The organism is Bilifractor sp. LCP19S3_H10 (assembly GCF_052119185.1).
GTDB lineage: Bacteria > Bacillota > Clostridia > Lachnospirales > Lachnospiraceae > Bilifractor.
In genome coordinates this window covers 332,613-344,740 of the sequence record NZ_JBQKFT010000001.1, presented here as the reverse complement: position 1 = coordinate 344,740, position 12,128 = coordinate 332,613, and the positions used below count along the sequence as shown (strand labels likewise).

Annotated in this window: 11 protein-coding genes; 5 read left to right on the top strand and 6 right to left on the bottom strand. The window is 49.7% G+C overall.

Going from position 1 to position 12,128, the window contains the following annotated elements; translation table 11 throughout:
- The first annotated feature begins 6 nt into the window (after positions 1-6).
- Positions 7-1,449, top strand: coding sequence for a TrkH family potassium uptake protein (locus ACTQZS_RS01440; protein ID WP_441474228.1), 1,443 nt, complete (start codon positions 7-9; stop codon positions 1,447-1,449).
- A 108-nt stretch (positions 1,450-1,557) separates the two neighbouring features.
- On the opposite strand, the gene hisC is transcribed toward ACTQZS_RS01440, so the two are convergent.
- From hisC to ACTQZS_RS01420, 4 genes are all read right to left on the bottom strand, one after another.
- Entirely contained in the window at positions 1,558-2,628 is a 1,071-nt protein-coding gene (hisC, locus tag ACTQZS_RS01435) for a histidinol-phosphate transaminase (protein WP_441474227.1), read from the bottom strand.
- Between the two features lie 326 nt (positions 2,629-2,954).
- Positions 2,955-4,223, bottom strand: coding sequence for an SLC13 family permease (locus ACTQZS_RS01430; protein ID WP_441474226.1), 1,269 nt, complete (start codon positions 4,221-4,223; stop codon positions 2,955-2,957).
- Positions 4,224-4,259: 36 nt separating this feature from the next.
- Positions 4,260-5,360 (bottom strand): UxaA family hydrolase, encoded by a 1,101-nt coding sequence (locus ACTQZS_RS01425; RefSeq protein ID WP_441474315.1) that lies wholly within the window; start codon positions 5,358-5,360, stop codon positions 4,260-4,262.
- Entirely contained in the window at positions 5,360-5,770 is a 411-nt protein-coding gene (locus ACTQZS_RS01420) for a UxaA family hydrolase (protein ID WP_441474225.1), read from the bottom strand. The genes ACTQZS_RS01425 and ACTQZS_RS01420 overlap by 1 nt, the downstream gene beginning before the upstream one ends.
- A gap of 317 nt (positions 5,771-6,087) precedes the next feature.
- On the opposite strand from ACTQZS_RS01420, the gene ACTQZS_RS01415 reads away from it, so the two are divergent.
- Positions 6,088-7,041 carry a LysR family transcriptional regulator gene (locus tag ACTQZS_RS01415; RefSeq protein ID WP_441474224.1) on the top strand — a complete coding sequence of 318 codons (954 nt, stop codon included), beginning with the start codon at positions 6,088-6,090 and terminating at the stop codon, positions 7,039-7,041.
- Between the two features lie 105 nt (positions 7,042-7,146).
- Here the strand turns inward: ACTQZS_RS01415 and ACTQZS_RS01410 are convergent, their stop codons facing one another.
- Complete coding sequence (locus ACTQZS_RS01410) at positions 7,147-7,797, bottom strand: L-rhamnose mutarotase (protein WP_441474223.1); 651 nt, start codon at positions 7,795-7,797, stop codon at positions 7,147-7,149.
- A 251-nt stretch (positions 7,798-8,048) separates the two neighbouring features.
- On the opposite strand from ACTQZS_RS01410, the gene ACTQZS_RS01405 reads away from it, so the two are divergent.
- Positions 8,049-8,933, top strand: coding sequence for an NYN domain-containing protein (locus tag ACTQZS_RS01405; protein ID WP_441099734.1), 885 nt, complete (start codon positions 8,049-8,051; stop codon positions 8,931-8,933).
- Positions 8,934-8,992: 59 nt separating this feature from the next.
- Positions 8,993-9,832, top strand: a complete 840-nt coding sequence (gene dapF / locus ACTQZS_RS01400; protein ID WP_441474222.1) for a diaminopimelate epimerase — start codon at positions 8,993-8,995, stop codon at positions 9,830-9,832.
- A gap of 209 nt (positions 9,833-10,041) precedes the next feature.
- On the opposite strand, the gene ACTQZS_RS01395 is transcribed toward dapF, so the two are convergent.
- Entirely contained in the window at positions 10,042-11,271 is a 1,230-nt protein-coding gene (locus tag ACTQZS_RS01395) for an ATP-binding protein (RefSeq protein ID WP_441474221.1), read from the bottom strand.
- Positions 11,272-11,868: 597 nt separating this feature from the next.
- On the opposite strand from ACTQZS_RS01395, the gene ACTQZS_RS01390 reads away from it, so the two are divergent.
- On the top strand, positions 11,869-12,045 hold the full coding sequence (locus ACTQZS_RS01390) for a hypothetical protein (protein ID WP_441474220.1): 177 nt from the start codon (positions 11,869-11,871) through the stop codon (positions 12,043-12,045).
- Positions 12,046-12,128 lie beyond the last annotated feature (83 nt).

Below are 12,128 nucleotides of genomic sequence, written 5' to 3'. Positions count from 1 at the left end.
ATAGAAATGAATTATCCTGTAATTGGATGGGTGCTTTCGTGGGTATTGAAGATTGAGGGCTTTCTGCTCCTCGCACCCTTTGTTATCTCTGTGATTTACCAGGAACAGCAGGGAATAATCTACCTGATGCTGGCCGGAATCGCCATTGCTGTTGGTGAGATTTTCTCGAGACGGAAGCCGAAGAACATGCAGATCTATACCAGGGAAGGTTATGTATCGGTCGGACTTTCCTGGCTTCTGATCAGTGCATACGGCGGCATTCCCTTTGTGCTGACCGGTGAGATACCGGGGTATGTCGATGCGGTATTTGAGACGGTCTCCGGTTTTACGACTACCGGTTCCTCTATTCTGACAGATGTTGAGGCACTCTGCCATGCATCGCTGTTCTGGCGCAGCTTTACGCACTGGATCGGCGGTATGGGAGTCCTTGTATTTCTGCTGATGCTTATTCCGAGCCGCGGAGGTTCGCACATGAACCTCATGAAGGCGGAGAGTCCCGGTTATGAGGTCTCGAAATTTGTTCCGCAGGTGCGAAATAACGCGAGGACGCTGTACCGGATTTATCTTTTCATGACGCTGGGCACAATTGCCGCCCTGCTGATCGCCCGGATGCACTGGTTTGACGCAGTGTGTCTGTCATTCGGAGCAGCCGGTACCGGAGGATTCGCGATTTTGAATTCGAGCTGCGCGGATTACACTTCCCTGCAGCAGTGGATTCTGACGATTGCGATGCTGGCGTTCGGCGTAAACTTCACCTTTTATTATCTGATGCTGATTCGTCACCCGAAGGATGCCGTGAATATGGAAGAGGTGAGGGGATATTTTGCGATTATTCTTGCGTCAGGAGCGGCGATTACGATCAACATCGCGCATCTTTATTCCTCCGTGTGGATTGCGCTGAAGCATGCATTTTTTCAGGTCGCGACGATTATCACGACCACAGGATTCGCAACGGCGGATTTTGACAAATGGCCGTCGTTCTCGAAGACGATTCTGTTCCTTCTGATGATCTGTGGAGCCTGCGCCGGAAGTACCGGAGGAGGAATCAAGGTCAGCCGTCTCATTGTCGCGGTGAAATCCATGTTCCTTGAGCTGTATCAGCTGGTTCATCCGAGAAGTGTGAAAAAGGTACGCATGGACGGCGCGCCGGTGGGAAGCAGGACACTGCGATCTCTGTATATCTTTCTCACGACCTATTTTCTGATTTTCGGGCTGTCGATCCTGCTGATCTCGGTTGACGGTTTCGATTTTGAGACGAACATGTCAGCTGTTGCTGCGACGCTGAATAATATCGGTCCGGGATTCTCTGTGGTCGGACCGACCGGGAACTTTTCGCGATACAGCTGTTTCTCGAAGATTATTCTGATCTTTGATATGCTGGCAGGGCGACTGGAGCTTCTTCCGGTCCTGATCATGTTCTATCCGAAGACGTGGAAAAAATGCTCCTGATGGAAGCGTGTCCGTCGGGAGCATCAGAGAGATTATTCTGCCGCTGTGTACCGGTCAAGAGCAGCAGGCAGATGCTGCAGATCTGTCATTGTGTGCCGGTTAAGTGTGTCAGGCCGATACCGCAGTGATGTACCGGTCAAGAAAATCAAACAGCTTCTGCATCTGTTCCCGGGTTCCGATGGTGATGCGGAGATAGTTGTCAATTCTGGGCTTATTGAAGTATCTTACATAGATATGCTTTTCGCGAAGCGCTTCGAACAATTCCTTTGCGGGGATTGTTTCATGTCTTGCAAAAATAAAGTTCGAGGAGGAATCTGCAAAGTGGAAACCGCGCTTTTTCAGTTCCTCTTTGGACCATTCTCTTGTTTCCACTATTTTCTGTACAATCTGCTGGTGATACGCCTCGTCTTCCACAGCCGCAACGCCCAGAGCGATAGAGGTGCGGTTCATCGTATAGGAGTTGAAGGAGTATTTTACATCCTGCAGGAAGCTGATGAGTTTCTCGTTTCCGATCGCGTAGCCGATGCGCATGCCGGCGAGTGCGCGGGACTTGGAGAAGGTCTGCACAACGAGCAGATTTTCATAACGGCCGAGAAGGGAAAGAGCAGATTCCGCTCCGAAATCGACGTAGGCTTCATCGACGATTACGACTACGTCGGGATTCGACCTGAGAATCTCCTCAATTACATCGAGGGAGAGAGCAAGTCCGGTCGGGGCATTCGGATTCGGGAAGACAATTCCGCCGTTTTCCTGCGCGTAATCCGCCGGATTGATCGCAAAGTTTTCATCCAGCGGGATCTGCCTGTAGGGGATGCGGAAGCAGTCTGCCCAGACATCGTAGAAGGAATAGGTGATGTCCGGGAACAGGATCGGCTTGTCAGAGTTAAAAAATGTCTGAAAGGCCATCGCGAGCACATCATCAGAGCCGACGCCGACGAAAACCTGGGAGGGCTTTACCTGATACTGTTCTGCGATAGCGTTTACAAGGTCTGTCGCCGCCGGGTCGGGATACAGACGCATGTCGTCGATGGAGATTTTTTGCAAAGCCTCGGCGACCTTCGGCGACGGCGGGTAAGGATTCTCGTTTGTGTTCAGTTTCACCATATCCGGCTGGTTCTTCGGCTGCTCACCGGCTACATAGGGGACTACTCTGCGTACATTATTCTCCCACTTTGACATGACATCATCCTCTTTTCCATCATATTTATAATTGTATTCGTTTTGTATGATTCTAGAATGCATATGCGATACAGCAGGCAAACGACCATGGATGATGGTGTCACCTGCTGTTTATTAATTCTTTTTGATTATGACATTTCAAGAGGGAAAGATCAATACAAAGTTTAATGCTTTAGCACGATAAAATCCATCTTCGGGTAAGTTTTTGTTGAGAGAGAGGTACTTTTCGACTCAATCCCGCAGCTTATACATATTGTGGCGATTCACCTGATAATATTTTTCAGGATGCCAGGCGGGAATCCTTGGTCATTCAATGACCGGGTAGTTCAATAGAACGGATAAAAAACCGGCAGCAGGATCATGCTGATCACGAAACAAACCAGACTGACGGCAAGCCCCGGCTTGATGAAATCTTTAAACTGAACATTTCCCGGATCGATGATCATGGAATTGGCAGGAATTGCCATCGGTGTGCAGACAGCGATGCTGCTCGCGATAAATACGGCAATGACAACTGCCCGGGGATCCGCACCGAGCGCTTCTGCAATACTCCATCCGATGGGGCAGAGCAAGGTGCAGGCGGCCGTATTGCTCATTACCTGAGTGAGCACCCAGGTCAGAAGCCAGATGGTAGCCATCAGAATCATGGGACTGGAATGTCCTGTCAGTGATATTACGGCATCTGCGATCATTTTTCCTGCGCCCGTTTCATTCATTGCATTGCCGAGGGGCATCATGAATGCCAGCATGAAAACGGTTCGGATCTCAAAGGACTGAAAAGCCTCTTTTTCCGTGAGTACTCTGAAGAGGACAAGGATAACAGCACCGCAGCAGGCGGTTACGTGGATAGGAGGCAGGAAGGAGAGATAATCCTTTGCCACCATTCCGACGATAGTGAGAATCATCACGACCAGAGTGAGGGTGCGTTTCCATCCGGGAATGGAGCTGTAATCTTGAGAGGCCTGCATCGTTCTCCCCGGTTCCCGGTTGGCAATAAGCTTATCCCCCAGGAAGTAGAAGAGGATGGCCACAGCCGCGAGCATCGGGATTCCAAGCTTTGCATATTCAAAGAAACCGACAGACATTGATCCATGGCTGAACTCTTCAATTGTATTTTTTGCAATGAGGTTTCCCGGAGAGCCGATGATTGAGATGTCTGCGCCAATGGTTGCGCCGCTGACAAGCGGAATCAGCAGCTTGATTGGCTTGATACCGGAGCCGCCGGCAATTCCCATGACAATCGGGATCAGAATCGCTACAGTGCCGCTGTTGGAGACAAAACCGGACATGATGCCGGAAAGCAGGAATATTACGACCATCAGCCCGCGCTGACTTTTCGTCCGTTTCAGAAGAAGCTGGCTGGTGGAGTAAGCAAGTCCCGTTTTGAAAAATGCAGCGCCGATCATGCACATTCCCAGAATCAGAAGTACATTTTCGTTGATGACGCTGGAAAAAATGTCGTCAATTGTGATAATCCCGGTGAAGTAGAGTGCCAGCGGAACGCAGAAAGCAATCAGTCCCATCGGGAAAGTGTCTGAAATGAAAAGCACAATTGCTACGACCAGAATGATCAATGTAATAGCAGCCTGTGACATTTTTTATCCCCCTTTACTTCTATTGATAAGATTTGATCAGACATATCTGCAGACGTGATCGACTGCGATATCTGAGAAACCGTAAGCTTCTGCTTTCGTAAGCTGGCCATTGCAGATGTTGTGAATGATTTCAAGAAGGCGGTGTCCCTCCTGCTGATAGCTGGCTTCTCCGCGGATGATTCCGGACAGATCGACATCCATATTGTCCTCCATCTTTTGATAGGTCTGCTCATTCGCGGTGACTTTCAGTACCGGGGCAATGGCATTTCCGGTCGGGGTTCCGCGGCCGGTTGTAAAGATCACGGCCTGGCAGCCCGCCGCTACCATCGAGGTGACGGATGAGATGTCATATCCGGCGGTATCCATAACGACGGCACCCTTCTGCGAAGGAGCCACTGCCTGCGGTAGAACTTCTGTGATCGGACGGGTGCCGCCCTTGCGGATGCATCCCAGGCTCTTTTCATCCAGAGTGGAAAGACCACCGGCTTTATTGCCCGGTGTAGGCTGACCTGCCCTGCAGTCCTGTCCTGCGGCTTTCAGATGCTCTTCGTATGCCTGACAGACATTGATGATGTCATTATGGATTCTGTAATCAGATGCCCGCTTCGCGAGAACGTGCTCACCGCCGATCCATTCAATGGACTCGGACATGATGGTGGTCGCGCCGAGATCGACAAGCTCATCCGAAAGCTCACCGACGGATGGATTGCTGGCGATGCCGGAGGTCGCGTCGGATCCGCCGCACTCTATTCCCAATAAAAGTTCTGAAAGATCGAATTGCTCCTTTTGCTGGAGACCGGCTTCCATTGCCATTTCTCTCGCGGCACGTACCGCCTTTTCAATTGTTTTCAGAGTGCCGCCTTCGTCCTGAATTCCGAAGTGAGCAATAGGTTTGGAGGTCATTTTCCGGATTTTTTCCGCAAGTGCCTTATGTCCGACGGTTTCGCATCCGAGCCCGATGATGACCACTCCGTATACATTCGGATTGCAGGCAAAACCGGTCAGTACCTTCTGGGACATTTCCGTATTTGCGGCGACATCAGAGCAGCCTGTATTGAATACAATATTTACGGCTCCGCGTACCTGGCTTGCTACAATGCGGCTCGTCTCACTTCCGCAAGCACAGGTCGGAAGGATCAGAATATGATTCCGAATACCGGGACGCCTTCTGCGCGTCTGTAGCCCCAGAACTTCAACGGCTCCAGGCCGGGGTACCGGGGAGACTGTCTGGCACTCATGACAAAATCGTCCGAACACAGTTCGCTGTTATAATCTCTCGGTATACTTTTCAGGTTCTGGTCATTCACCCAGCATCCTGCGGAGACATCAGCAATGAGCCGGCCGAGGCTTTCACCATATTTCAGAACCTCGTCACCGGATTTGAGATCCTTTATCGCGATTTTATGGCAAAAGGGGATATCTTCTGCGGCATAGATCGTTACAGCTTCTTTTCCCCGCTGAAAAATCACGGCCTCACCCTTTGAAACCTTTTTCACCAATGTAACCACGTTGTCATTCTCATCCATCAGCAATGCGTTTACGTTCATTTCAGACTCCTTTCAGAAATTTCGGCAGGATTGCGGGAGGTGCGGAGCACAGAGCAATCCGGCGCTGTTATAGGCTGCAATACAAAATTTCATATGAATGTTTTCTGATAGAAAAGATATCACAGAAACAAGATTAAATCTAATTAATGATATTTACATATATATAATTTATAACTTATAATAAGAAGGCGATGAAAACCAACGAACGGTGAAAAATGGAGATCCGTGAAGGTTACGGGCTTCCTGGCAGCGAGTGAGGAATACGATGGATCCATATGTCTGGCTTCGTCTCGTATTCGTCGGAAAGGAGAGGAAAAATGGAGCTCGAGATGAGATATGTATATGAGATTTACCGTACAGGCAGCTTTTCCAAGGCTGCCGAGAGACTGTTCATCACTCAGCCGGCGCTCAGTATTGCCGTTGCGAAGGCTGAGTCCGCAATCGGCATGCCGTTATTTGATCGAAGCACTCGTCCGGTGACGCTTACACATGCCGGGAGAATTTATATTGATGCCATTGAGAAAATGAAGAACCTGGAACAGGATCTGGAACAGCAGTTTGAAGACATCAGAGACCTGAAGAAAGGAAAAATTGTCATTGGCGCAACACATTATATGAATTCTTATATTCTGGCGCCGATTCTGAAAGGATTCAGTGAAAAGTATCCGGGAATTGAGCTGGAGCTGGTCGAAGGCAGTTCCAGCGCGATGGTCGAGCTGCTGAAAAAAAGAGAGATTGATCTTACGTTCAACTGTGACCCCAGGGTGCTTGTGAATTTTGCGGGTTATCCGGTTTTTTCGGATATTGTGCTGATGGCGGTCCCTGAGGAGGATATGATCAACAGTAAATTTTCAGACTGCAGTCTGACAGCAGAAGACATCATGAACAGGAAGCATCTGGATCCGGACTGCCCCTGTGTTTCGCTGAGGGAGTTCCAGGAGGAAGAGTTTATTCTGTTGAAAGAGGGGAATAATCTGTATGAGCGTTCTGAAAGTCTCTTTCATGAATGCGGGATCGAGCCTCATGTTAAACTGAAAATATCACAGATGGTCACTGCGTTTCATCTCGCGGATCAGGGATTTGCGGCTACGTTCATCAGCGACCGTCTGATTCAGCATGCGAATCTCCATCTTCGCTGCTATAAAATGAATTCGCCGCTGATTTTCAGAAGATTCTACATTCTTCTGAATAATCAGCGGTATGAATCGAACTCCGTTCGTGCCTTTATCCGGTATGTTCAGGATTGCTATTCTCAGGATCTGTATTCCTGACCGTACTTTTTATAAAGCGTGCGGACTTTTCTCCAGTATTCAATAATCCTTTCTGTTATGTGCGTATGCGCAAGGCAGCGGGAGGGTGTAAGTCCCGGAAAAAGTTCAGTTGTGACAGCCGATCCGTACGATGTGCGGGTGATGTTCTCCCGTGATCCAGTCCACATCGTCGGTGTACCAGCTCATGATTTCGAGCATCTTTGTCTCCCATTGAATTGTGGCCTGACGTCCTTCTTCCGTTTCTGCGGTTTCCATGGTGGTGTCGATTTCATCGTAGCCAAAGATGTAGTCCTCCGCATTCCAGATGGAGAAGTTGCTGTCCGGACCGGGATCTACCTTGCCCTGGCGGGCGGCAATCAGACCGTCGTGGCGTCTCTTGTACTCCTCCTGAAAATCGCCCTTGAGCTTTGTCACAAATACCCGGTGGCGGATCAGCTCCTTATTCGGGCGGACGATTCCGAAGTCATGGTACATCAGGCGCATCTCCTGATCCGGTCCGGAGATCCACCGGTAGGAATCTCCCACTTCGGCTTCGAGGGAGCGGAATTCCGCTTTCTGATGTTCGGAAGGAGTCGGAGAAAGGGGATCAGTCTCATAATAGCCAAAGACGAGATCCTCGATGTTCCAGAGACTGAAATTGCTGATTTCCAGGTCATCCATTAGTCGGGTGAGACGGTTCCAGACTCTTCCGAGTCCGGAACGGAAGTCGTTAAATTTTTCCGGTCTGATTTGTAAAGCGATAGCGTGTCTGTTCATTCAAAATACCTCCTTGTAAGGCTTTCCCTTTTGCTTTTTCCTATGTTTTTCTTGTGATTTTTCTGTTACCCGTATTCGCAAACCCGGACGGGAGAAGTGATCAGCAGAACCGGACAAGAACAATCGAAACCTGTGACTTTTCGGATCGTTTGCGGAATCGGGCACAGAATGTTATACTGATTCTGTCTTTTTATTTTATGCGATTTCTCGGAAAAATTAAGAGTGATTTTTTTATATTAAAAGGAAAAAATATGGATAATGAGTTGAAGTTCGCTGTTCTGATTGACGCGGACAATGTGTCGGAGAAGTACATCAAGATTATTCTGGAGGAGACTTCTAATAACGGAATTGCGACCTATAAGAGAATCTACGGTGACTGGACAAGTCAGCGGATGAATTCCTGGAAGCAGGTCCTGCTGAATAATTCCATCATCCCGATCCAGCAATACAGCTACACGACAGGAAAGAATTCGACGGATTCGGCGATGATCATCGATGCCATGGATATCCTGTATTCCAATACCGTCGATGGATTTGTGATTGTCTCTTCGGACAGCGATTTTACCCGGCTGGTGGCGAGACTGCGGGAGGCGGGGAAGCAGGTGATCGGGATGGGCGAGACCAAGACACCGATGCCGTTCATCACCGCCTGCAACCAGTTCAAGTATCTGGATATGCTCTACGAGCAGAAGCAGCAGGAGGCGGCGGATGCCGAGGCAGAAGCGGAGTCTGAGGCGGAGGCAGAGGCTGCCGCGGCTGCGGAGAAATCTCTGGCGGCGCGAAAGTCCGCGAAGGCGGCGGCAAAGAAGAAAACGGTCAGAAAGACGAAGACAAAGGAAGAACGGGAGCTGGAGAAGAAGCGGCAGAAGGACCTCAGCCGTGTCCGCAATGCGCTCAATACGATCATCGAGAAATTCTCGGACGAGGACAACTGGATTTTTTCCGGAAAGCTCGGCGATCAGCTGTCCAGACGGATGCCGGAATTTGATGTGCGGAACTTCGGATACAACAAATTCACGGCTTTTATCAAGTCGCTGGGCTCCTATGAATGGGAGGAGCGGAAGGACGTGAACGGACAGAAGCAGATTTACTTCCGGATCCGGGAAAATCAGAACGGGAAGGAAAATGAAAAGTAAGCGGACGCGGAGGGAGCCCGGAGAATAGAGGGTGAACAGACGCGGAAGGAGATGAAGGCATGAAATTTACAAAAATGCATGGCTGCGGCAATGATTATGTATATGTGAACTGTTTTGAGGAACAGGTGGACAATCCGTCGGAGGTTGCCATCCGGGTGAGTGATCGCCATTTCGGCATCGGATCAGATGGTCTGATCCTGATCAAACCCTCAGAGAAGGCGGACTGTGAAATGGATATCTACAATGCGGACGGCTCCCGGGCAAAGATGTGCGGAAACGGAATCCGCTGTGTGGCGAAATATGTATACGACAATGGAATCGTACCGAAGACGAGAATGAAGATTGATACCCAGAGCGGCATCAAGATTCTGGATCTGACAGTGGAGAATGGAAAGACGAAGACCGTGCGCGTCAATATGGGACCGGCGGAACTGACGGCGGCGAAGGTTCCTGTGCTTTCGGACAAGGAGAGGGCCATTGATGAACCGATTGTGATTGACGGAAAGGAGTATCGCTTTACGGCGGTATCTATGGGAAATCCGCACGCGGTGGTGTTCATGGATGACGTGGATCATCTGAAAATCGAGGAGATCGGTCCGAAGTTTGAGAAAAACGCAATCTTCCCCGAGCAGGTGAACACTGAATTTATCCGGGTTCTCAGCGATGACACGATACAGATGCGCGTGTGGGAGAGAGGCTCCGGTGAGACGCTGGCCTGCGGTACCGGGTCGTGCGCAGCGGCGGTCGCGTCGGTCCTGAACAAAAAGGTAAGGGATGATGTCCCGGTTACCGTGAAGCTCCGGGGCGGAGATCTGACCATCGAATGGGATCAGAAGGAGAACCGCGTCTACATGACCGGTCCTGCCGAGACGGTTTTTACAGGGCAAATAGATCTGTGAGAAAAAACAGCAGCCATATGGAAAGTAAATTTCCATGGGGCTGCTGTTTTTTACGCGGGCGTCGCGATAGCGAGATAAAACTCGCGCAGCGTGTTTTATCTCGTTTTTTCAAAGGCATCTCTTCGGAGATGTCTTTCTTTTTTGGGGGCGGGGCACATGTTCGATCAAGTGCCGGGCGCGGAACATTTCTGCGTGGAGACAGATAAATGTCAGAACGGAGAGTTCTTCTGCTTTCCGCGAGGAGCGGCTTCTGCAGCGGGAGATGACTCTGCACCGGGCATCTCCGGAAGCTCCGTCATATCGTAGGTATCCAGGAAACTGTGACGTTTTCCCTCGTGATCCTTGTAGCCCAGCACCGCGTTCATACAGATGTTTTCCATACTGCGGAAGATATTGCCCTCTACGGAAGGGGTTGTTTTCTTGAGCTGGGCAATCAGCCGCTTGGCTTCGAGCCGCTTTGACCCAGTGCCGCCGTGTCCGTCAACAGAGCAGGTGTCGGTGAAATGGCAGGCGCACCGGATAAACTGGAGACCGTTCGCGTCTCTCCATGCCTTGATATCATCCTCGCGGATCAGATAAAGAGGACGGATCAGTTCCATTCCCTCGAAATTTGTGCTGTGAAGCTTCGGCATCATGGTCTGCGTCTGACCGCTGTAGAGAATACTCATCAGGGTTGTTTCGATTACATCGTCGTAATGATGTCCGAGCGCAATCTTATTGCAGCCGAGATCCTTTGCCTGTCGGTACAGATAGCCCCGGCGCATTCTGGCGCAGATGTAACAGGGAGATTTCGGGATATTATCAACCGCGTCAAAGATCCGGGTCTGGAACATGGTGAGGGGAATTCCGAGAAGACCGGCGTTTCCCTGAATCATGCCGAGCGTTGTCTCGCTGTAGCCCGGGTCCATGCACAGATATACCACTTCAAAGGGAATCTTGTTCCGCCTCTTCAGCTCCTTGAAAAGCATCGCCATGAGCATGGAGTCCTTGCCGCCTGAGATGCAGACCGCGATCTTGTCGTTCGGACGGATGAGATCATAGTCGATGATTGCTTTGACGAAGCGGCCCATAATGTCATGCTTGAAGCGCTTACGGAGACTTTTCTCAATCTCAGTGCGGCGCTGTTCATTCCCGGATTCGGACTTCATGATGCGCACAAGCCAGTTTCCGTAGCCGCCGTCCAGATGGTAGGCGTCATAGCCTTCGGCCAGAAGCTTCTCGGCGGGATCCCTGCTCAGTACGCCGAACATACAATAGAGGACCAGTTTTTTGTTCTTCGGCAGCTGAAAGCTGCCGTTCAGGAGGTCCTGTCTGGAAATGCGCACAGAGCCCGGAATATTGCCGAGCTGGTATGCACTTTCGTCACGCACGTCAATGATTATATAATCTTCCGCAGCCCAGGTCTCAAGTTCTGCGGGAGTAACTGTCTGTATACTCATTTTCTGCCTTTCTTTATTACATATTTCCGTGATCTTGTATTATATCCTTCCAGTAAAAAAATAGCAACCAATGCGTCTGTTTGAGTTTAAATTCGATTATTCGATTGCTGGATTTGGAATCAATAGCGTTTTTTTCACATTTGAAATTAGAATTTGCGACGGCTTTTTGCACAAGGATTCGGTGATATTTTTGTATGATTTGGTCATTCAGAGATACTTTTCAACGGGGCGCAGCATGCTATACTTAAAGTAATTCCCGAAGTACACGGGAAGCATTCTTTTTTCTTATTCTTTTTGACATCAGCTGTTCTGGCGGATGTGATCCCATGAAATGGAACTGGCAGTACGTGATTTTTAACGTGAAATGGAACCGGTAATACCTGACTACATAAATATGAGATATTATCGGATTTATTTTGGCAGGAGAAAAAAGTGAAGCACGCGCGCTTGCACGGAACCGCACATGATCAGCGGTAAATCAGATCATGGACAAAATTCGCACGTGTGCATCTGCACAGGCAGACAGGCGCAGGAATGCAAAGAGAGGGGGATGTTATGAAAGAGTTGTTGTTGCTATTTGAGCAGACAGAAAATTGTATGAAAAAGTTGAGGGAAGAAATCCGATCTCTGGAAGCAATGTACCCATCTGACGAAGAAGATGTGGTTTCCTGTTCTCTTCGTATGGAGGAGGAGCTTGCTGAGCTGCGCCGCAACACGGTGCGCATGAAGGTACTGCTGTATGGAATGCTGCAGCATATGTCTCAGGCAGTTTGACACGTGGTGAGCAAGAAATCCCTTATCTCTAGATGTGGAGGGATGAATGGTGATAAACACGGCTTTCTTTTGACCTTGGCATC

Bases quoted from the DNA above. Each gene is read 5' to 3' on its own strand.
- ACTQZS_RS01440 (WP_441474228.1), top strand. From the start codon at position 7: ATGAATTATCCTGTAATTGGATGGGTGCTTTCGTGGGTATTGAAGATT.
- hisC (WP_441474227.1), bottom strand. From the start codon at position 2,628: ATGTCAAAGTGGGAGAATAATGTACGCAGAGTAGTCCCCTATGTAGCC.
- ACTQZS_RS01430 (WP_441474226.1), bottom strand. From the start codon at position 4,223: ATGTCACAGGCTGCTATTACATTGATCATTCTGGTCGTAGCAATTGTG.
- ACTQZS_RS01420 (WP_441474225.1), bottom strand. From the start codon at position 5,770: ATGAACGTAAACGCATTGCTGATGGATGAGAATGACAACGTGGTTACA.
- ACTQZS_RS01415 (WP_441474224.1), top strand. From the start codon at position 6,088: ATGGAGCTCGAGATGAGATATGTATATGAGATTTACCGTACAGGCAGC.
- ACTQZS_RS01410 (WP_441474223.1), bottom strand. From the start codon at position 7,797: ATGAACAGACACGCTATCGCTTTACAAATCAGACCGGAAAAATTTAAC.
- ACTQZS_RS01405 (WP_441099734.1), top strand. From the start codon at position 8,049: ATGGATAATGAGTTGAAGTTCGCTGTTCTGATTGACGCGGACAATGTG.
- dapF (WP_441474222.1), top strand. From the start codon at position 8,993: ATGAAATTTACAAAAATGCATGGCTGCGGCAATGATTATGTATATGTG.
- ACTQZS_RS01395 (WP_441474221.1), bottom strand. From the start codon at position 11,271: ATGAGTATACAGACAGTTACTCCCGCAGAACTTGAGACCTGGGCTGCG.
- ACTQZS_RS01390 (WP_441474220.1), top strand. From the start codon at position 11,869: ATGAAAAAGTTGAGGGAAGAAATCCGATCTCTGGAAGCAATGTACCCA.